Origin of the sequence: Peribacillus muralis (assembly GCF_001439925.1) — a bacterium.
GTDB classification, from domain to species: domain Bacteria; phylum Bacillota; class Bacilli; order Bacillales; family DSM-1321; genus Peribacillus; species Peribacillus muralis.
Map to the genome: position 1 here is coordinate 312,065 of NZ_LMBV01000003.1, position 21,205 is coordinate 333,269.

Below are 21,205 nucleotides of genomic sequence, written 5' to 3' on the forward strand. Positions count from 1 at the left end.
CATCTCAATGATTACGCTTATTCATTTCAACCTGTCATCCCTTTTTGCGGACCAATCTGCAGTTCATACATTTGGTAGTACTTCCCTCTTAATTCCATTAACTCCTCGTGTGTGCCTTTCTCGGTGATCCTTCCTTTATCAAGGACAAGAATTTGATCGGCATTTTTGATCGTGGAAAGTCGATGTGCAATGATGAAGGTCGTTCTTCCCCTTTTCAGCACGTCCATCCCCCGCTGAATTATTGCCTCCGTTTCAGTGTCAATGCTTGCTGTCGCCTCATCCAAAATCAATATCGCCGGATTGAATGCTAGAGCACGGGCAAAAGAGATTAGCTGCCGCTGTCCGGAAGACAGCGTTCCCCCTTTTTCAATAACCGGTTCATCCAACCCTAAAGGAAGATGCTTCAGCACTTTGTCCCCGCCAACATCCTTTAATGACTTTTCAACCATTTCCCTCGTAATGCCGTTATGATCGAGGCTAATATTGGATGCGATGGTGCCAGTGAATAAATAGGGATCTTGAAGGACGATTCCCATATGCTCCCTGAGTGTTTGATGAGGGATATCCAATATATCTCTTCCATCTATTTTGATTTTCCCTTCACTGCTATCATAAAAACGGAACAATAAATTCATTATCGAACTTTTACCTGAGCCTGTATGCCCGACCAAGGCGACCGTTTCCCCTTGCTTAGCTGAGAAGGTAATGTCTTTTAACACATATTCATTTTCCTTATAACCAAAAGAAACATGTTCGAATTCTACATTTCCCTTGTATCTGGTTATGCTTTCATCACTGACTGCCACCCCCTGCTCATCCATTAAGCTGAATGCCCGCTCCCCTGCAACAAGTGCCTGTTCGAGGTTGGCGAATTGATTAACGATTCCGTGAAGTGGATGGAGCAGCCGGCTGATCAAATCGACGATGGCATACATCATCCCTAAAGAAATGGCGGAGCTCGCGGTTAGGGACATCCCACCGAAATACCAGACAAATGCAATTAACGCCAAAACCTTAATGACACCGATCAAGTTTCCGCCTGTCAATGAATTTAAATGCAGCATTTTATTTTGATAGGAATAATGCTCCCGGTTCAAATTCTCAAAGGATTGCTTCGTCTCCTTTTCACGTCCAAATGCCTGGATGATGCTCATTCCAGAAATCGATTCATTAATCATGCCATTGATGTCACTTATCCGTTCCCGTATGATGTGATTGTACTTCGAGGCGAATTTACGATAAACTTTCGTCCAGATAACGATGATTGGAATAAGTAAAAGGCCCATCATTCCTGCACGTGCATCCAGAATGAACAAAGCGATGAGAACCCCGAAGATATTGATCGTGCTCGAAAAGAAGTTGGCGAGCACCGTTACATACAATTCCCTGATCGCCTCTGTATCGTTAGTGACCCGGGCTACCACTTTCCCCGCTGGCATATTATCGAAATACCGGATCGGTAAACGGGAAATATGCGTGAAAATATCGTTTCGCATTCTTTGAATGATCCGGTTTGCCGCTTTCTGTAGATAGAAACTTTGCCCATATTGAAAGATCGAAGAAATGATCACAAGCCCAAAGTAAAAAGCGACTAGCTTTATGATGCGTGGAATTTCAGGCTGGTAAAATCCCATCACTTCCTGACTCGTCAATTTCACTATTTGAGCTTGGTGCTCATCCCCGTCTTTGTTGATGATTAACGTTTGGTTTTCCAAAGTTCTGCGCCCATCCGTAGGTACAGCTTCATTAACGAAAACAAATTGATTGCCCACCTGGAACACGTGGACTTCCCTGCCTTTCTTCTCCCCTTCCGTAAAGTAATCCGCACGTTTATACCAATTTTCATTATACTTAACCGCATCTTTTCCTTTTTCCGTTTCATACCAGGACGTTTCGATGCCGAGGATATGTGAATCGATGATTTTTTTTGCAACGAACGGGCCCGTCAAATCGGCTGCTACCGAAAGCGCCAGCATGATCAAGGCGCAAATGATCAATTTTTTATAAAGGGCAGCATAATGAAATAGTTTCTTCACGACCGTCATGCCCTCACCTCCGTTCCTTCGTCAACCTGCTGCCGCTCATATTGCTCCCTATACCAGCCATCATTCTGAAGTAAGTCCGCATGAGTACCCTCTTCGATGATCTTTCCGCTGTCCAAAACGATAATTGTATCCGCGTGCTGCACGGCTGATAAGCGATGCGTCGTGATGATGGTTGTTTTCCCTGCCCGTTCATTTTGGATGTTTTCGATGATCGTCGTTTCGGTTTTGGCATCCACGGCTGATAAGGAATCATCCAAGATAAGAATCTGCGGATTTTTGATCAAGGCCCTTGCAATCGATATCCTCTGCTTTTGACCTCCAGAAAGGGCAACACCCTTTTCACCAACGAGCGTCTCAAGCCGATCAGGCAGCATCATGACGTCCTTCTCAAAATCGGCAAGCCTGATTGCTTCAGCCAGTTCTTCTTCAGAAGCATTCATTTTTCCGAATAAAATATTTTCCCGCACAGACCGTGAGAATAAAAAATGGTCTTGAGGAACATAACCGATCATCGAGCGAATTTGTTCAAGATCCAATTGCTCCAACGGTATGCCGGCAAAAGAGATCTTCCCTTTACCTAAAGGATATTCCCTGAGCAATTGCTTCACAAAGGTCGTTTTTCCACTTCCCGTTTTTCCAACGATCCCTAGCGTTTGCCCACGTTCAAGGTGCACGGATATATTGGATAGATTCACTACTGATGAAGATGGATATGTAAAAAACACTTGTTGAAAAGAGATATCTTCCGGGTTCGGAATACTCTCCAGCCCCAATGGGTTTTTTACATCCCTTTCATATGAAAGCGTATCTTGAACTCGGTCAAGCGAAGCATTTCCCCTTTGCATGACATTGATCAGCTCACCCACCGCGATCATCGGCCAAATTAACATGCCAAGGTACACATTGAACGACACAAGGCCGCCAAGAGTTATCGACTGCTGGAAAACAAGATAGGCCCCATAGCCTAACCCGATTAAATAGCTGATGCCGATGATGATTGAAATCGTTGGATCAAAGAGGGCATCAATTCTTGCCACAGCAAGGTTTTTGCGATAGACATCCTCTGTCATTTCATCAAATCTTTTTTCATCCTCCCGCTCCTGGACATAGGCGCGGATGACACGGACACCGGAAATCGATTCCAGGACCTTGTCATTTAACGTACCGAATGCTTCCTGTGCATCCGTAAAGCGCTTATATATTTTCTTCACGTAGATTTGCATCATTACTGCCATGATCGGCAGCGGCAGAACCGCCGCAATCGTCAACTCCCAGCTGATGGTTACACCCATCATGACCACGACCGTAATGGTGAACAGCACCGAGTCAACAAGGGTCAATATCCCAAAACCAGCTGTAAGCGAAATTGCTTTTAAATCATTGGTAGCCCTCGCCATTAAATCCCCTGTCCGGTTTTTCTCATAAAATGTCGGCGTCATCTTCAGTAAATGACCCATGAACCCTGACCTTAATTTTCGTTCAACCAAGTTTCCGCCGCCGAATAACAGATAACTCCATATATACCCAAACAGGTAGCTACCACACAGCACCAGCAGCAAATACATAACATATTTCATGATTGCATCCTGAGACATGTTGCCATTGTTCATATCATCGATGGCGTTCCCGACGAGCTTTGGCGGAATAACCTCCAAAATATTCACCAGGCATAGAAATAAAATCGCCCAGGTATAACGCTGCCACTGTTCTTTAAAGAACCAGGACAGCTTCTTGAAAATTGCAAACATCGATTCCCCTCCCTTTTGTTCAAATCTGTTTTCTCTTCGCTAACCGCTTTCTGGATCTCCTGGCTGCTGGATGACTCCGAAATTATTTTGTCTCATTCATATTTCCCCCTATCTATCATATGGAAAGGATGCTAATGCTCCTCAAATCCCCAATGCCAAAGAGCCTCCGCCAATTAGCGGAAGCTTTTTTTAGATGCGTAAGAGAACACATATAAAGGCGCAGGCCGCAAAAAATCCACAACCTGCGCTTGAAAATGATTAATGAGCTTCATTTTGATCATGTGTCTAGAAAGACGTATAATCAGGGCAGGCGGACGCATGAAAATATTCAATTTTAGCTTTTATTTGCTTATTTGATTTAGTCATGACGTTCGCCTCCTTCCTCATTAATAATGGTAATTTTTAACTCGTGTTTAAAGATTACTACGTGAGTATATTTTTGTCAATTGTGACTTTTCTAGATTATTGCTGACTAATCCTTTATTCTTATAAGAATGACATTACATAAGGAGGTTTTAGTATGGATTGGAGAAAATATATACTCCTGGCGGTTCCGTTCCTATTTCTGGCCATTTTCATCTTATTCGCCGTACCGCTTCAATATAGGCCGTTATCTTTCATTCCCGTGTTACTTTTCTGGATAGTTTATTATATTTTATTGAACAGGGAAAAGAAGAAGAAAAATAAAAGATGAAGAAAAAATTTTCATAAGCAATCAATTTTAGGGCGTTGCAAATGCAAAGCCCCTTTCTTGACCGCGCTGCATATAATGATCGAAAAAACACTCGTGGTGATCCGTATGTTCTCCCAATTTGTACAGAAGCTGTTAGCAACATCCCCTGTCAAAACGAAACCAATCATTGATTCTGAAAAATTCCGCCTGCTAAAAACTCAATTACAAAAAGAACTTTTTCAGCCTGACGAAGAGTCAAAGGTATTTTTTCCAGAGGAAGCCGCTCTTGTAAAAAGCATTCGGACCGAAACGGCTGCCTTGAACCGTAATAATATAACGAGAACGCAAGCATATTTTGACTTTTACCATCGTAACCCAGAGGTTCATTGGGCGTTTTTGGCACATATGGTTTCGAGAAATGGGGGATACCATATGACCGACCTGAAAAGCTCGTCCATGACCCAGCTGCTTAGCCAAGCGGAACGGCAGAAGTTTTTCCTTTTCCTGGAACGTGCCAATTCAGCGATATTTGCCGATGCCTTTCCTCAGCTCCTTCTATATGAACAAACTAAACAAAAGGAGCTTCGATTAAAAAAGTATTTCCCCCTCTTCCATATATCAAGGTTCATGGCCCCTATTTGGGAATACTTCATAAATGAACCCCATTCGCCCCTTTTGACGACAGCCCTTATCATAAATGAGCAAAGAATGATTCAAGAACGGATATTAAATCGTACCCGTCATGGTGAAATCCTTTTAAGGCTCGATTTTCAGCTTCAAGAATTTCTAGGCTTCACAAATGTGATCTTCCCTTACGTAAATAAGCAAGACGGACTCCGTTCCTTAACTGGCCTTACCGTGGAACGCTTTGCCAATCCCCGACAGCGAATTGAAACGGGTAAATTCCTATATGAGCTTCTTTTTCAGCACCCGTCTGTTTTTCATGGTGTTGAAGAATTTACAAACGATGTTTCACACACTGGCTCGAGAATGGATTACTGGGAAAGCATTTATTCCTCCGATGCATTTGCAAAAGATGATAAAGTCTATAGCCCTCTCCTTCAAGATGCATGGGCAGATCATACTTTCTTTCCTACCCCATCGATTGATTGGTATAAAAAAGAAAGCTTTATCGAGGATTTACAAAGCAAACCAATCATAAAAAAGGTGGATTTGACCAACAAGGTGCTCGAAAATGTCAAACAACTCAAAGCCATCAACGAGCTGAAAGCCCTTTTCTAGCAGAATCAAGCCTCTTACTTTGAATATCCCACCCTTCATTTGGCAAGAATGGTTAGCAAAAAGAATGGGTGAAGCAAATGAGAGGCATCGTATTATTGAATCCGAACTATACGATCGGAGAATTACATATGACGGAAAGCTTTGCAATCCAAAAGATTGTGACAGACAGATATTTGGAAGAAAACAATATTTCCCCGGTCATACTAAATCCTTATCAGCTCCATCTCTATTACACGATCCCGCATGAGCTGCTATCCAACTTACAGAATAAAAAAACCGATCAAATCGATTGCCTTGTGCTGCACTCTATCGAAACGATGGAACGTTTCATCTATATTTACCCAGAAAAATGGCTTGAGCTAAGAAGATATTTCAAAGAGATCATCAGTGTTTCCACTCCATCCCCCATCAAGAAATATGAAGCCAACTAATTATCAATTTTGTTGGAGCTTATGGTTCGCCATTTACCAAAGCTCTCCCGCTTGCTTTCCACGTGAGCCATTCCATATAGCACCTCCTCCGCTTTCCCTTCTATCAGAATCTTCACTCTAGTAATTTTCCCAATCTTAAGATTATGAGGAATTATATAACTATATAACATTGTTTTGGAAATATAGATAAATTTACGGATAAAGCATAGAAAAATAAGTTAATTTTATATATCATTAGAGATAGGAATTTTCTTATTTTTTACTTTTACTAGAAAGGAATGTTACTGATGGCCAAAGAAAAAAAGAAAAAAAACCCAATTCCTTTCCGACTGAACTTCTTGTTCTTTTTAATATTCATTTTATTTTCAAGCTTAATAATCCGGCTTGGCATCGTCCAAATCGTGTATGGGGATGACTACCTTCGTGAAGTTGACCGAACGGAAAACGATGTGGCCAATACCCCTGTACCGCGTGGAAAGATGTATGACCGTAACTTTAATCCGGTCGTTGATAATGAGCCGCGCAATGCCATCACTTATACGAAATACCCGAATACGAAAACCGCCGATATGGTGAAAACGGCTGAGGTTCTTGCTACCTTGATCGAAAAAGATACGAAAAAGGTAACGACACCGGATAAAAAGGATTTTTGGATCTTAAAGCATCCGAAAGAAGCCGAGGCGCTGATCACCAAGGCCGAGAACAAGAAAGTTACCGAAAAGAAATTAGAGCAAAAGGATTTATACAAGCTCCAGTTAGAGCGTGTCACCGAAGAGAATATCAACGAATTCACCAAGGATGAATTGGAAGTGATAGCCATATTCCGGGAATTCAATAGCGGCTATGCCCTCACACCTTCCATCGTGAAGAATAAAGATGTCTCCACAAAAGAATACGCCAGGGTTAGTGAGCATTTGGACGAAATGCCAGGCGTGGACGTAACGACGGACTGGGAAAGGACCTATAAGTATGACGAGACCCTTCGCTCGGTCCTTGGCAAGGTCTCTTCTTCCGAAGAGGGCATTCCGAGTGAGAATATCGACTATTATCTGGCACGTGACTACACCAGGAATGACCGGGTCGGAAAAAGTTATATCGAAAAACAATATGAAGATGTCCTGCGTGGTCAAAAGACGCGAATAGAAAATGTGATGAGCAAAGGGGAAGTCATCCAAACGAATACCCTCACGGAAGGGCAAAGCGGAAAAGACTTGATCCTGTCCATTGATATGGAGCTTCAGCAAAAGGTCGAAAAAATCATCGAAAGCGAACTGTGGAGGGCGAAAGCCAGAGGAAATACCTACTTATTGGATCGCGCCTTCGTCGTCTTGATGGACCCGAACACTGGCGAGGTGCTCACGATGGCCGGCCGGCAATATGGACGTAACAGTGAAACCGGCTTGACGGAAATGAATGATTTTGCCCTTGGGAACATTACGACCTCGTACACGATAGGGTCATCCGTTAAAGGGGCTACCGTATACACGGGCTTTCAGACGGGAGCCATTTCACCGGGGTCAGCGTTTTTTGACCATCCACTTTTATTAGCTGGTGCCAAACCCAAGAAATCTTATAGCCCTTTAGGATATGTAACCGATGTCTCCGCGTTAAAGAAATCGTCGAATGTCTATATGTTCATGACGGCAATCAAAATTGCCGGCGGTCATTATATTCCAAATCAACCGCTAGGTATCAACCGGGAAGCTTATGCGATTATGCGCAATCATTATGCCCAATTCGGATTGGGTGTCCGTACAGGCATCGACCTGCCGAATGAATCGGTCGGGTTTAAAGGAGTCGATACGTCAACGGACGGGTTGCTGCTGGATTTATCAATCGGGCAGTATGATACATATACACCGATGCAATTGGCACAATACGCATCAACGATTGCAAATGGCGGCAAAAGGCTGGAACCGCGGATGGTCAGGGAAATCAGGAACCCATCCGATGAACACAGCGAATTGGGCAGCGTTTTTAAATCGATGAGCCCCAAAGTGCTGAACGAATTAGGCGGGAAGGATGTTTGGATTCAGCGTGTCCAGGAAGGTTTCCGGCAGGTTGCCCAGGAGCCTGGCGGGACGGCGTATAATTATTTCGGCGGCAAATCCTACCGTGCTGCAGCGAAAACGGGGACCGCGGAAGCCTTTTACGACGGACCGCGGAGGAGTCAATATAGTGCTCCCGTCCCGACCATCAATCTGACGCTTGCAGGGTATGCACCTAACAATAATCCGGAAGTGGCATTCTCTGTCGTCGTGCCATGGGTATATCAAGGCAAACCAGCTGACGATATCAACAAACGGATCGGTGAGCAAGTAATGGACACCTACTTTAAATTAAAGGAAGATCGATCAAAAGGTAAGTCCGATTCAGACAAGATAGCGGAAAACACTCAATAATACTAGCTGGGCCTGCTCGATTTCGAGTAGGCCTTTTCATGCCACTATTCCAGTTTTTGAACGAATTCCTTATATAGGGCCCTTAGTGCATCTCCCCTGCTGATGATTCCGACAACTTTATCATTTTTGTCCACGACGGGAATTTTCTTGAAATGATGCTTGGAAAGCACCTTTATCAATTCATCTAAATGATCTTCTGGAGATAGCTTAGCAATTCTTTTATTTCTTATGATTTGTGAAACTTTGTCGTTCATTTTGGATGTGACCTTTTCATCCAATTCCTCACCGGGAAGGATTGTGATGTATGTGAAATATCCGATGATGGCTTCTTCCGCAGGTGTCAAATAACGAAGAATATCCCCGTCCGTCACCATTCCCAATAGTTTATCGTTTTCATCGACAACCGGGACCCCACCCACTTTATTTTCTATCAAGATTCGCAAAATTTCCTTTAAGGTAAATTCAGGACGGGCAACGTAAACTTCGCGTATCATCAAGTCCTTCACTAACATAATCAACCACCCCTTTTTATACATTCGACGTTCTTATTCCATACCCTAACTTATTCTATTTAAAAACCCTTGCTGTCTGAACTGCCTTTTTCCAGACTTGATAAGAATTCGGCTAAATGTCTCCCGAATAAGAGACAGGCAGCTTGAAAAATATTGGCAGGTTGAAAGATTTTCTTTTACAATGAAACAAGAATGATGGGAGGAATGGCAAATGAATAATCATGAAATCGATTTTAAAATATATGGTGATGACATGCAGTTTGTCGAGGTGGAATTGGATCCACAGGAAACGGTGGTGGCCGAAGCTGGAAGCTTGATGATGATGGAAGATCAAATCAAGATGGAAACCATTTTTGGTGACGGTTCACATAATAGTGACGGCGGAATGATGGGCAAATTATTTGGTGCAGGCAAAAGGCTTCTTACCGGGGAGAGCCTGTTCATGACGGCGTTCACGAATGAAGGAAGAGATAAACGGCATGCCTCCTTCGCCTCACCTTATCCCGGAAAAATCATTCCATTGGACTTAAGCGAGCTCGGCGGCAAAGTCATTTGCCAAAAGGATGCCTTTCTGGCTGCTGCCAAAGGAGTTTCGATTGGAATCGAGTTTCAGAGAAAAATAGGAACAGGTTTTTTTGGCGGCGAGGGTTTCATCATGCAAAAGCTCGAAGGTGACGGAATGACCTTTGTCCATGCTGGCGGCACGATCCACAAAAAAGAATTGGCTGCAGGTGAGATTCTACGTGTGGATACAGGGTGTTTAGTCGCAATGACTGGCGGGGTAGATTATAATATCGAATTCGTAAAAGGCGTGAAAACCGCTTTATTCGGAGGCGAAGGTTTATTCTTCGCCACATTGAAAGGTCCTGGAACCGTCTGGGTGCAATCTTTACCTTTCAGCCGCCTTGCAAGCCGTGTATTTGCGGCAGCGCCGCAGAACGGGGGATCTTCTGAAGAAGGCAGTGTTGCTAAGGGTTTATTCAATTTATTCAACGATAAATAAGGAAAAGATCAATGGCTGCACCAGGGCAGCCATTGATCTCTTTGAAAAGGATGGGTAGCTACATGCAGCTTGTTAAGTGGTCCTACATGCGACGCTATAATATTAGGGCAATTTTTGATTCATTCCCGAATTCTCCTGTTATTTTCCGAAAAATAAGAGATTACTATTTTGTTTATACCATCCACTGGACAGCAGCCGATGCTCCAATCGGCATTGAAGAGCTCGAAGAAATGGAACGACTGCTCAACAGGGAGCTTGGAACTGAACTGCAATATCTTTATCGAAAAAAATGAACTCACTCTTCGTACATCATTTTTCTAGTCATCCTCCATCGACGATAAAGTTAACACCCGTAACGAAATCATTTTCCGCGTCCATCAAATAGGATATCTCCCGGTTTTCCGTCCCGTTTAGAAAATGCTGTCAACTATCCCATAACGCTTCATACTCTCCCGTTTCAACCCATATCGAATGAACGGTAATGTTCGCTTTGCTTAGTTACGCGGCAAGTGCATGTCAAGGTAACGATGCTCCACCCAACTCGGTATGTTGCCGTTGTTCAGGAGCGAAGAAAAACACTGTTTTATCTACGAATTTGGAGATTTATCTATCAATTCTTTTGTTTTTTCTACGAATTTGGAGATTTATCTATCAAACTTTCTATTTTATCTACGAATTTGGAGATTTATCCATCAATTCTTCTGTTTTTTCTACGAATTTGGAGATTCATCATCCAATCTTTCTGCTTAGTCTACGAATTTGGAGATTTATCCATCAATTCTTCTACTTTATCTACGAATTTGGAGATTTATCCATCAATTCTTCTGTTTTTTCTACGAATTTGGAGATTTATCTATCAATTCTTTTGTTTTTTCTACGAATTTGGAGATTTATCTATCAATTCTTCTGCTTTATCTACGAATTTGGAGATTTATCTATCAATTCTTTTGTTTTATCTACGAATTTGGAGATTTATCTATCAATTCTTCTGTTTTATCTACGAATTTGGAGATTTATCCATCATCCCTTACTCCTCACTTCAAACTCGGTCAGTAGAACCCATTATATTTTTGCAGTGGGCTTCAATGATGTATGATAATGGTAACTACATGAATGAACCCGGGTGAAGGTAGCCCACATAGTAAACAATGTATGGAGGGATGAACAATGGACTTATTAAAAAATGTGTTCTCTTTAGGATTAGGTGCTGCCGCTGCTACAAAGGAACAAATTGAAAAAGCAGTGGACTCGCTTGTAAAAAAGGGCGATATCAGTAAAGAAGACTCCAAGGTTCTGGTTAAGCAGTGGGTGGAAAAAGGGGAGCAAGCGCAAAAACAACTGGATGAGTCCGTCAAGCTCAAAGTCACTCAAGCACTCAACAACTTAAATTTGGCAACGAAAGAAGAAGTTCGGGAGTTGGAGCGGCGAATCGCCATTTTAGAGCAACAAAACCAACACACACAACCATGATCTGGAGGTACTATAATGTTTGGAAAACGACTCAAACACGCACATCGTTACCAAGAAATCATTAATGCCTTTTTGAAAAATGGTTTTGGATACTTCATCTATCGTCTCGGGTTATCGGAAAGCAAGGCAGCATCGAACCTCCAGCCCGATGAAAACTTGAACCTCCGCTCGATCGGAGAGAGGCTGCAAACGATATTACAAAGCCTGGGCCCTACTTTCATTAAGCTTGGACAAATTGCAAGTACTCGGCGTGATTTCGTTCCGGAAGAAATTGTCCGGGAACTGGAAAAACTGCAGGACCAGGTCGCCCCCTTTCCTTTTGATAAGGTTCGCAAAATAGTTGAAGCAGAATTGGGTGACTCTTTGGAAAACCTTTTTCTCGAATTTCAACAAAAACCGCTTGCAACCGCTTCGATTGGACAGGTCCATGCTGCACGGCTTCCATCACAGGAAGTTGTAGCGATCAAAGTCCAGCGTCCCGATATTATGCCGACAGTGGAAACGGATTTGGAAATCCTCGATGATCTGGCTAGACTGATGGAAGCGCGCATTTCCTGGGCAAGGCGCTACCAAATCAGGAAAATGATTGATGAATTCGCTAAATCTCTTCGCGCAGAACTCGATTATAATTCAGAGGGCCGCAATGGGGAGAGGATAGCCAAGCAATTCATTCATGATCAGGGGCTGAAGATACCGAGAATTCATTGGGAGTATTCGACCAAAAGAATCTTGACGATGGATTTCATCCAAGGAATAAAGATCAATCACTATAAACAGCTTGATGAACAAGGTTATGATCGAAGAATAATCGCCGAAAGATTAACGAATTCGATGCTTCAGCAAATTTTGATCGATGGCTTTTACCACGGCGACCCCCATCCTGGCAATATCATCATTTTGCCGGGGAATGTCGTTACACTCATGGATTTCGGTATGGTGGGACGATTGGAGGACGAAATGAAGTATCAGTTTGCCTCGCTTGTCATCAATCTGAAACGCGGAAGTACCAATGGCCTGATCAAAACGCTTTCCGATATGGGGCTTCTGACGGACGAAACCGATATGGCTGCATTGAGGGGTGATATTGATGATTTGCGAAATAAATATTATGATATCCCATTAAGTCAAATCAGCTTAGGCGGAGCGGTCAATGATCTGTTCACGGTGGCCAATCGGCATCATATTCAAATTCCCCCGGAATTCACCATGCTCGGTAAAGCTTTGCTTACGATGGAGGCAATAGTCGAGGAGCTGGATCCTCATTTTTGCATCATGAAGGCCGCCGAACCTTTTGGGGAAAGGCTTTTCAAGGAACGCTACAATCCGAAAAACATTGCAAGGAACACGTGGAGCCAATTTATCGAGTCGGCTGAAGCCATCGCTGAACTTCCGAAGGATATCAGGGAAGTAACAGGCATCATCAAAAAAGGGAAATTACGCTTGGATATCAACATTCCCGAACTTCAAGTTTTTTTACATAAGCTTGATCAAATCTCGAACCGCCTTTCCTTCAGTATCATCCTGCTTGCCTTCAGCATTATCATGGTCGGTCTCATTATCGGCTCGGCGATAGGCGGGGAAACGCTGCTGCTATGGAAAATCCCGGTGATCGAAATTGGATTTGTCGTTGCCACCCTGATGTTTTTGTTCATGCTTTACACCATTTTCAGATCGGGGAAAATGTAAACGTACAAAAGAAAGAGCAAAACCCTTGATTTTGGGCTTTGCTCTTTGTCATTCATTGGCCATGTGTGCGACGCTCATATGAAACGGCATATGCGCGATGTCGAAAATGCAGGATTGGATCATTCGAGCACTCAATTCCTTGAGGGATATTGGTGGGATCAAACAGCAGGTGATCTACAGAAGATTCCACTCTATCAGTAATCATTAAATGACCGACGGTAATTACCTGTTTGTCTTCCGACCAAGCGATGGTCGGATCGTCAGTCGGGTCATTTTCTCCTCCTATTTGAATGTTCAATTTAAAGCCTACTGGTCCTTGCTTGAGCCTTTCTTCCATTTCTTCTTTCAAATAATCCGCCGGATGCTCCGCTGCCTCCTTCTTAGCCAGCATGCTAAGGCCTGCATCAGGTACCCATTCATACTTGATCGCCTGACGCCTTCCTTGTGCGTTCATGAAGTAGAAAGCATGTATAGAGTAATATTGACACGTTGCGAAACTGGCTGGAGAACGCATTTCTTTAAGCATTTCCAAGCCTGCCTTGCTCTCAGGGTATTCCAACAGAATTTTCCCCAGCTCCTTCAGATTAGGGAAACCGTCTTTTGCAGATTTGATAAAGTGAGCAATATCAACAAAGGCTTCAGGCGTTTTCGCAAAAAAGAGCGGAATGGTCACCGTAATGAGATCTGTTTCCTCCCCACCTGGCAATTGAAACTTGACGGCCATGCCTTTTACAGGTGAATGGGCATCAGTATGACTTGGGACCGGTGAGCTATTGGAAAACCGAATGACCGCAGGCACGGCTTCATCCTGAAGATGGGCAGCCACCGTTAACGGCGATGCTTTTCCGTTCGGCGTAAAAACCCCCTTAAACATATATCCCCTCGCATGTGCCCGACGGTAGCCCGGATATGTTCCAACTACTTTTTCAATCGCATCAACCGCCTCACTGGCTAGTTCTGGTTTTAAGTTGTCCTTTCCCTCCATTGCATCTCACCCCATCTATTCAAATTCACTATTACCTGTACCCATTATTCCATTAGCCTATTCAAGGTAAACTTGCATTCGAATAATTTTTACAAGTACAATCTAAATTAACCCTGGAATCTATTCGGACATCAGTTTGTTAGAAAAAACGCGTCTAGGGAGAACCCCGCAGGTGCCTAGTAGGCTCCCTGACCGCCTCTGGAAAGTTCAGTACCTGCAGTGGAAGGTAATAACGCTTCAAGTTCAAATTCTCCAACTGTGTGCAAGCAGTCTACAAACTTAGTTTTCACTCAAAGTGGAATGCAATGCAAGGCGCGAGACTCCTGCGGGAATTGCGCGTCACGGGAGACCATTATTATTCTTTGAGTTGGTCGAATTATTTCCGCACAGGTCGAATTATCCTTTAAGTTGGATAGAAAACAGCTAAAAAACGAGTCGAGCACTCAATTCGCGAGTAAAGCAGCGAAATTCATGAGTAAGGAAACAATCTCAACATCAACAGACGCAAGGCTCCCTGACCGCCTCTGGAAAGCTAAGCACCTGCAGTGCAATGAAACGGGCTAAGTACAAATCTTCCAAAACTGCGGGCAATTTTAAACCCAAAAAACCCGTACATGTTAGTTTTGTGTCTAACATGTACGGGGCAGTTCAAGTTTATCTACACCCTGCCGACCAATTATATTCAGATCAAATTACGTATCAAGACCTAAAGAAGCTTTTCAATATCACTTTCCATTTCGAAAGGGGCTTCGACCGATTCAAAACGCTTCACGACATTTCCATCACGATCAATTAAAAACTTGGTGAAATTCCACTTAATTGAATCATCTTTCATAAATTCCGGATGATGCTCTTGCAACATTGCTTGCATCATTTTTCCGTCGCCTTGTTTTTTGTCAAGTCCAGTAAACGGGGCTTGATCGGTTAAATATTGGAATAAAGGGTGTGCTTGGGTTCCTCTTACATCGACTTTATTGAATAATGGGAAGCTAACGCCGTAATTCAATTGGCAAAACGTCTCTACTTCTTCATTTTTTCCAGGCTCTTGACCACCGAATTGATTGCAGGGAAAGCCTAAAATATTAAGTCCTTTATCTTTATATCGATCATAAAGCTTTTGAAGATCTTCGTATTGCGGAGTGAATCCACACTCGCTTGCCGTATTGACAATAATGAGGACGTCTCCTTTATATTCCTCCAAAGAAACTTCCTTCCCATTGATACGTGTTGCTGAAAATTCATAAATACCCACTCTTCATTCCTCCTCTTATGAGTTTAAGGATATACGATACATAGCAAAAAGAACAAAAGAAAGTATCTTAGTGGACCTATATTTTTTGTCATATCACATGAACGGCAGTGCCATAAGCGATGATTTCACAAGTGTTTTGCATGATGGCTGAAGTTTCCAAACGCATGGCAACGATGGCGTTCGCTCCTCTTTCTTTCGCTTCTTCCACCATCCTGCCAATTGCTTTTTGCCTGGCCTCTTTCGTCATTTCGGTATACTCATTGATTTCACCACCGACTATTGTTCTTAATCCAGCAAGGATATCTTTTCCGATATGTTTGGATTGAACACAGTTCCCCTTAACAAGCCCCTTTAAATCTTTGATTTCTTTACCAGGAACAGTATTAGTAGTCACGATAATCATATAATTCATCCTCTTCCTTTTTTCTGATTTTCTTAACGATCATATAAAAAATTATCGGGACCGGGGCTTGAATCAACCCAAGAATCCCCCACATCCATTGGTTGAATCCATTCTTCCTGGCATCGGTGAATAGAAAAATGCTTTGGGTTAGTAAAATCAGCCCACAGACAACTAAAGCAAATATCTCAAGATTACTCATGACTCATCTTCACCTTCCTTTTCACATGTACCGTATAACAACAAATGAACACCACGGTCAGCACCTGGAGCAATAGGAACATTTCCGGCTGAAGATATAGCGCAAAAAACAGGAAAGATAGAATGACTGCAGCAGTTACTGTAAAGATAAGCAGCTCTCGCAACCGCTTTTTTTTAGACTCTGCACGCTGAATTTTAATTTTCTCTTTAAAATGCGACGGATGTGGGGTCTCAAAAGAAATCGCCACATCAAATTTCTCCAGGCTCTGATTCAATTGGTCGACTACATCCTGATCATTCTTGGCTGAGCGTTTTGGATATCCTGACTGATCCTTCATCAATCGGTGTCAACTCCTTTCTTATGACTTTGATGCCCTTATGGACACGGGATTTTACCGTCCCTTCCGGAATGCTGATTATTGCCGCTATTTCTTCGTAAGAAAAACCATAGTAATGCTTCAATATGACCGGCACCCGCAAACCATCATTCAACTGTCCTAACGCCTCCAACACATCATCCCATACTTGGTTATTGCTTTGTGCCTCCCATTTCAGCTTGCGCACTGACTGCTCTTGTTTCATCCAGTTGAATTCGCGTTTCCGCTTCCGTTCTTGATCCAAATATAGCCGTGTTGCAATGGAAATCAACCAAGTGGAAAATTTTGAAGTCCCCTTGAATCTTGAAAGATTTTCGATGGCCTTCGAATAGGTCTCCTGAGCCAAGTCCTCCGCATTCTGGAGATTAAAGGTCAATTTCAATAAATATTTAAGCAGGAAAGGATAGGAACTTTGAAACAATTCCGCCAAAGCTCCGTCATCCCCCTTTTTTGCCGCTTTAATTAGATTTTTCTCGTCCACCTAGAATCACCCACTCTCATTTCCCTACCCGTTATATTAATTTGACGTTTGGGAAGAAGGATTCGTTCACGAAAGATGAAAAAAATCATCATTCATGTTTCCGCTCAACTTCCGAAAGGATCACATGCGTCACCGTTGCCGCAAAGTGAATGGTTTGATTGATGAATTCCTCGACTTTTTCCAGGCTCTCACTGCGAATTTTTAGCATAAAGCAAGCCTGCCCGGCAATCCGATAGCAAAAGTCAACGTTCGGCAGCGTGGAAATATACTTTTTGAATTTCTCATATTCCCCATTTTTTATTGTTGCTTCCACGATACACTCAATCGGAAAACCAATCTTCTTATGGTCAATCTCGGCAACGTATCCTTTAATGATGCCGAACGACTCCATTTGCCGGACCCGTTCGGTAACAGTGGGAGCAGAAAGTCCTATCTTCTTTGCCAATTCCCTCATTGAGACCCGGCTATTCAACGTTAATTCAGCAAGGATGTGCCTATCTTTTTCATCGATTTTCATTTGAATAACATTCCCTTTCTTTTCTTTACAATCTATTATATTTATGCAAAATAACATTACAAACGAAATTAAAATGACGATATTTTTATATTAAGATTATCTCAAAGGAGAGATGTTCATGACAAGAATAATAAATTCAGAACTTGGGACCAGTCCGTTTCAACGATTATTTCATTCCGAAGGTATTTTGCAAAAATGGTCAGACCTTTCAGAGTGTGTATCTGTAGATGGGAAGCTCTCGAAGGAATTGAAGGAAAGTGTCAGGAGGGTGCTGGCATTCGGTAACGGCTGCTCTTACTGTCAGGCAAAAGGAACGCCACTAAAGCCAAGCGAGGTAAAAGAAAGCCATGCTCTTGGGTTTGCAGAAGTATTCCTAACCCAGCGTGAAAAAACGGAGGATAAATTTTTCCAAGTGTTGAAAGAAGCGCTTACGGATGAAGAAATTTCGGAACTATTGGCTTTTATTTGCTTTACAACCGCCCAACAATATTTCGGGGCACTGATGGAGCTAAAATAACACCAAAAAGGAACAGTGGTCTAACCCTGTTCCATTCTGATGTCATCCTTTCATTGACTGATTTTTGGAAGTATGGAACGTGAAGGTACAGGGGATGTCAAGACTATGGAAGTATTCAGGTGCCCATAGGGAATTAAACGATCTATCAGTAACCTCATGCTATCCATATCAGTTAATGCCGCCTTCAGGAAATAGCCTACTGTCCCCGTTACCCGATGGCATTCAATTATATCAAAATCATTTATCACTAATTGCTCAAAGTCGGAAACGGAAACCTTAAGTTCACTCACTTGAATGAACACAAGCACCCCTCTTCCGATTGCGGGTGGGGAGACCCTTGCACTGAAGCCCTCGATGATTCCCTTTTCTTGCAGGCGATACATACGTTCAGAAATGCTAGGTCGACTTAAGGCCAATTTCTTTGATAGTTCACTTATCGTCATCCGTCCATTCATTTGTAAAAGTTCTAGTAAACTGACATCTATTTCATCCATGAAACAAACCGCCTTTCATAATGAAGGAATATAAGGCTATATTTCTTTAAAATGGTGGATGGTAAGCAGTAAATACGTTCTTTTTTGTATATAATTTTGACAGTTAATATTCTATCATTAAAATTACCAAAATAGAAAAAGAAAATTCTGAATTTAAAAAAGGAGGAACATGCATTGACCTTTGGCAAAATCCCGGTTCGAAAAAAAATTGAGGAATTAAGCCCTTATGTTTCCGGTAAACCCATCGAAGAAGTGCAACGCGAATTAGGTCTGGAAACGATCGTCAAATTGGCGTCCAATGAGAATCCATACGGCTGCTCACCTCTAGCAAAAGAAGCCATGATTGCCGAAATGGAGCAAGCATCACTTTACCCTGAAAGTACGGCTCCGTCATTAGCGGCAAAACTAGCAAGGAAATTATCCATTAAACAAGATCAAATCATCTTGGGGAATGGATCGGATGAAGTGATTCGCCTGTTAACAAGAACGTATATCCAACAAAAAGATGAGGTCATCATGGCTGATGTTACCTTTCCGCGCTATGAAACGAATGTTTTGATCGACGGCGGTACGCCTGTCAAGATTCCTCTCATGAATGGCGCGCATGACCTTCAGGCGATGTACGGTGCCATAACGGAAAATACGAGAATGATTTTTATCTGTAATCCCAATAATCCGACAGGAACGATCGTTGAAAAGGAAAGGTTAAGAGCCTTTATCGAAAACGTACCGAAACATATTTTACTGATTGTTGACGAAGCTTACTATGAGTATGTCAATGATGAAGACTATTTGGAAACCTTGCCCCTTTTAGCTAATCATGAAAATCTTGTCATCTTACGTACGTTTTCAAAAATCCATGGCTTGGCTGCATTAAGGATCGGATACGGTATAATGGACGCCTCCATCATCCAAGAGCTCAATAAAGTGAAAGAACCATTCAATACGAACCGGCTTGCTCAAGCTGCAGCGTTCGCCTCGTTGGACGACGATGCTTTCGTTGAGCAATGCGCCCGCAGGAACGAGGAAGGAAGAAAATATTTGGAAACCGAACTGAGCAGGATGGGGTTGGCATTCTTTCCTTCACATGCCAATTTCTTAATGATTAAGCTGAACCAGCCTGGCAAGAGTGTATTCGAGAAGCTATTGACTTCCGGTGTCATAACCCGCTCCGGTCATTTGCTTGGTTATGCCGATACTATTCGTGTGACCATCGGCACTCCGCTTGGAAATGAGAAGTTCATAACATGCTTGCAAAATGCAACCAATGAAACGGCTAGTGTTTGATCTAAAAAAAGATACGTCATGGACGTTCGTCGTCCATGACGTATCTTTTACATAGATTCATTTAATGGAATCCTTTTTTAAGATGGTTGGTTACCATCCACTCTTTTAAATTTAAAGATTGAAATAACGGTTAAGACAGCCAAGACTAAAAGACAAGTAATGATACTGATCCGATTCTGTTCACTAAACACGAAGCTGAGGCTAATGATGCTTAAGGTGATGGCTGCAAATGAGGTTACATATGGGAACCCCCACACTTTAAAGCTCGGAATTTTAGTATATGAACGGCGAAGTTTTAGCTGCGCTAAACAAATGCTAATCCATACTAGTGAAACGACAAAGCCCGGTATCGCCATTAATAAAATAAATGCTTTGTCCTGTGCAACGTAGGTGATCATCGAACCAGCCACCAAAACAACGGCACTTAGCACCAAACTATACATGGGAACGCCATTTTCAGAAACATATGAGAACGCTTTGGGCGCTTCCCCTTCTGCAGCCAATGAATGCAACATCCGGGTACACCCATATATTCCGGAATTAGCGGCAGATAAGACAGCCGTTATTAGGATGAAGTTCATGATGTGGGCAGACCCTTGAAAGCCGGACATCGATAGAACTTGGACAAAAGGACTTGATTGGTCGGTAATCTCGTTCCATGGGATCAACCCGCAGATTACAAGTATCGGCAAGGTGAAGAATAAAATGATTCTCCAAATATAGCTTTTGATGACCTTCGGCAAGATGCGCTCTGCATCCTTTGCTTCCGTTACCGTCAATCCGATTAACTCGGAACCGCCATATGAGAACATTACGATCAGTAAGGCCGAAAGGATGGACAGCCACCCATTAGGGAAGAAACCGCCATGTCCTGTAAAATTGTGCAGATAATTAGATCCGCCGCTTGGGATGATTCCAAATAAAATACAAGCTCCCAAAATAATGAATAAGATGATCATTGCAATTTTTATGCCGGCAAACCAAAATTCGAATTCACCATAGTTTTTCACATTCATCATGTTGACCCCAATGATCAAGGCTGTACACGCCAAGCTTAATACCCATAGCGGGATTCCCGGGAGCCAGTATTGCAAGAAGCTTCCTGCCACCACTACCTCGATGACACACACGGACAGCCACATGAAACAATACATCCAGCCGATAATGAAGGAACTGCGCTTGCCGAATGCTTTTTGAATGAAGCCTTTCATATTCGTATTTGGGTAGGCGATTGCCATTTCCGCTATGGCTCCCATAACGACAAGAAGTAATAGTCCTGCAAAAATATAAGTAAAAATAACGCCTGGTCCTGCTAATGATATGGTTTCGGCACTTCCTTGAAAAATCCCTGTACCGATTGCCCCTCCCATAGCCATCATGCTAATATGTCGCGGCAGCAATCTCTTTTGAAGTGACCCACCATTTGATTCCATTTGCATCTGCCTCCTTCATTCCATAATGTTACGTATAAAAAGTCAAAAT

22 protein-coding genes are annotated in these 21,205 nt (G+C 42.7%); 10 read left to right on the forward strand and 12 right to left on the reverse strand.

Annotated elements, in window-relative coordinates; translation table 11 throughout:
- Positions 1-26: 26 nt before the first annotated feature.
- Together ASU00_RS06035 and ASU00_RS06040 are read right to left on the reverse strand one after the other, a co-directional pair.
- Positions 27-2,045, reverse strand: a complete 2,019-nt coding sequence (locus tag ASU00_RS06035) for an ABC transporter ATP-binding protein (protein ID WP_057912533.1) — start codon at positions 2,043-2,045, stop codon at positions 27-29.
- Positions 2,042-3,793 carry an ABC transporter ATP-binding protein gene (locus tag ASU00_RS06040; protein WP_057912534.1) on the reverse strand — a complete coding sequence of 584 codons (1,752 nt, stop codon included), beginning with the start codon at positions 3,791-3,793 and terminating at the stop codon, positions 2,042-2,044. Before ASU00_RS06040 ends, ASU00_RS06035 begins: the two co-directional genes overlap by 4 nt.
- Positions 3,794-4,313: 520 nt before the next feature.
- On the opposite strand from ASU00_RS06040, the gene ASU00_RS25330 reads away from it, so the two are divergent.
- The 4 genes from ASU00_RS25330 to ASU00_RS06055 all read left to right on the forward strand — a co-directional run bounded on the left by ASU00_RS25330 (position 4,314) and on the right by ASU00_RS06055 (position 8,541).
- Positions 4,314-4,487 carry a hypothetical protein gene (locus ASU00_RS25330; RefSeq protein ID WP_161809702.1) on the forward strand — a complete coding sequence of 58 codons (174 nt, stop codon included), beginning with the start codon at positions 4,314-4,316 and terminating at the stop codon, positions 4,485-4,487.
- A gap of 75 nt (positions 4,488-4,562) precedes the next feature.
- Complete coding sequence (locus tag ASU00_RS06045) at positions 4,563-5,708, forward strand: DUF2515 family protein (protein ID WP_152983687.1); 1,146 nt, start codon at positions 4,563-4,565, stop codon at positions 5,706-5,708.
- A 77-nt stretch (positions 5,709-5,785) separates the two neighbouring features.
- Positions 5,786-6,139 carry a hypothetical protein gene (locus tag ASU00_RS06050; protein ID WP_057912536.1) on the forward strand — a complete coding sequence of 118 codons (354 nt, stop codon included), beginning with the start codon at positions 5,786-5,788 and terminating at the stop codon, positions 6,137-6,139.
- Between the two features lie 287 nt (positions 6,140-6,426).
- On the forward strand, positions 6,427-8,541 hold the full coding sequence (locus ASU00_RS06055; protein WP_057912537.1) for a peptidoglycan D,D-transpeptidase FtsI family protein: 2,115 nt from the start codon (positions 6,427-6,429) through the stop codon (positions 8,539-8,541).
- Positions 8,542-8,585: 44 nt separating this feature from the next.
- Here the strand turns inward: ASU00_RS06055 and ASU00_RS06060 are convergent, their stop codons facing one another.
- Positions 8,586-9,053, reverse strand: a complete 468-nt coding sequence (locus ASU00_RS06060; protein ID WP_057912538.1) for a CBS domain-containing protein — start codon at positions 9,051-9,053, stop codon at positions 8,586-8,588.
- A gap of 211 nt (positions 9,054-9,264) precedes the next feature.
- On the opposite strand from ASU00_RS06060, the gene ASU00_RS06065 reads away from it, so the two are divergent.
- The 4 genes from ASU00_RS06065 (at position 9,265) to ASU00_RS06080 (ending at position 13,212) form a co-directional block, all read left to right on the forward strand.
- Positions 9,265-10,056, forward strand: a complete 792-nt coding sequence (locus tag ASU00_RS06065) for a TIGR00266 family protein (RefSeq protein ID WP_057912539.1) — start codon at positions 9,265-9,267, stop codon at positions 10,054-10,056.
- A gap of 62 nt (positions 10,057-10,118) precedes the next feature.
- A complete protein-coding gene (locus tag ASU00_RS06070; RefSeq protein WP_057912651.1) occupies positions 10,119-10,349 on the forward strand; it encodes a hypothetical protein in 231 nt (76 codons plus the stop codon).
- A gap of 874 nt (positions 10,350-11,223) precedes the next feature.
- Positions 11,224-11,526, forward strand: coding sequence for a phasin family protein (locus ASU00_RS06075; protein ID WP_057912540.1), 303 nt, complete (start codon positions 11,224-11,226; stop codon positions 11,524-11,526).
- A gap of 15 nt (positions 11,527-11,541) precedes the next feature.
- On the forward strand, positions 11,542-13,212 hold the full coding sequence (locus ASU00_RS06080) for an ABC1 kinase family protein (protein ID WP_057912541.1): 1,671 nt from the start codon (positions 11,542-11,544) through the stop codon (positions 13,210-13,212).
- A 52-nt stretch (positions 13,213-13,264) separates the two neighbouring features.
- Here ASU00_RS06080 and ASU00_RS06085 read toward each other — a convergent pair whose 3' ends face one another.
- The 7 genes from ASU00_RS06085 to ASU00_RS06115 form a co-directional block, all read right to left on the reverse strand.
- Positions 13,265-14,197 carry a catalase family peroxidase gene (locus ASU00_RS06085; protein ID WP_057912542.1) on the reverse strand — a complete coding sequence of 311 codons (933 nt, stop codon included), beginning with the start codon at positions 14,195-14,197 and terminating at the stop codon, positions 13,265-13,267.
- A 706-nt stretch (positions 14,198-14,903) separates the two neighbouring features.
- Complete coding sequence (locus ASU00_RS06090) at positions 14,904-15,449, reverse strand: glutathione peroxidase (RefSeq protein WP_057912543.1); 546 nt, start codon at positions 15,447-15,449, stop codon at positions 14,904-14,906.
- Positions 15,450-15,537: 88 nt separating this feature from the next.
- Positions 15,538-15,852 carry a YbjQ family protein gene (locus tag ASU00_RS06095; protein ID WP_057912544.1) on the reverse strand — a complete coding sequence of 105 codons (315 nt, stop codon included), beginning with the start codon at positions 15,850-15,852 and terminating at the stop codon, positions 15,538-15,540.
- Entirely contained in the window at positions 15,833-16,051 is a 219-nt protein-coding gene (locus tag ASU00_RS06100; RefSeq protein ID WP_057912545.1) for a hypothetical protein, read from the reverse strand. The genes ASU00_RS06095 and ASU00_RS06100 overlap by 20 nt, the downstream gene beginning before the upstream one ends.
- Complete coding sequence (locus ASU00_RS06105) at positions 16,044-16,388, reverse strand: YxlC family protein (RefSeq protein WP_057912546.1); 345 nt, start codon at positions 16,386-16,388, stop codon at positions 16,044-16,046. Before ASU00_RS06105 ends, ASU00_RS06100 begins: the two co-directional genes overlap by 8 nt.
- The gene (gene sigY, locus ASU00_RS06110) at positions 16,345-16,908 is read right to left on the reverse strand and encodes an RNA polymerase sigma factor SigY (RefSeq protein ID WP_057912547.1); all 564 of its coding nucleotides are present in this window, start codon (positions 16,906-16,908) and stop codon (positions 16,345-16,347) included. Before sigY ends, ASU00_RS06105 begins: the two co-directional genes overlap by 44 nt.
- Positions 16,909-16,996: 88 nt before the next feature.
- Complete coding sequence (locus ASU00_RS06115) at positions 16,997-17,425, reverse strand: Lrp/AsnC family transcriptional regulator (RefSeq protein ID WP_057912548.1); 429 nt, start codon at positions 17,423-17,425, stop codon at positions 16,997-16,999.
- A 118-nt stretch (positions 17,426-17,543) separates the two neighbouring features.
- Here ASU00_RS06115 and ASU00_RS06120 point away from each other — a divergent pair, with 118 nt between their 5' ends.
- Entirely contained in the window at positions 17,544-17,942 is a 399-nt protein-coding gene (locus tag ASU00_RS06120) for a carboxymuconolactone decarboxylase family protein (RefSeq protein ID WP_057912549.1), read from the forward strand.
- A gap of 50 nt (positions 17,943-17,992) precedes the next feature.
- On the opposite strand, the gene ASU00_RS06125 is transcribed toward ASU00_RS06120, so the two are convergent.
- On the reverse strand, positions 17,993-18,436 hold the full coding sequence (locus tag ASU00_RS06125) for an Lrp/AsnC family transcriptional regulator (protein WP_057912550.1): 444 nt from the start codon (positions 18,434-18,436) through the stop codon (positions 17,993-17,995).
- 174 nt (positions 18,437-18,610) lie between these two features.
- On the opposite strand from ASU00_RS06125, the gene hisC reads away from it, so the two are divergent.
- Positions 18,611-19,723, forward strand: coding sequence for a histidinol-phosphate transaminase (hisC, locus tag ASU00_RS06130; protein ID WP_152983689.1), 1,113 nt, complete (start codon positions 18,611-18,613; stop codon positions 19,721-19,723).
- A 77-nt stretch (positions 19,724-19,800) separates the two neighbouring features.
- Here hisC and ASU00_RS06135 read toward each other — a convergent pair whose 3' ends face one another.
- On the reverse strand, positions 19,801-21,156 hold the full coding sequence (locus ASU00_RS06135) for an amino acid permease (protein ID WP_057912552.1): 1,356 nt from the start codon (positions 21,154-21,156) through the stop codon (positions 19,801-19,803).
- Positions 21,157-21,205 lie beyond the last annotated feature (49 nt).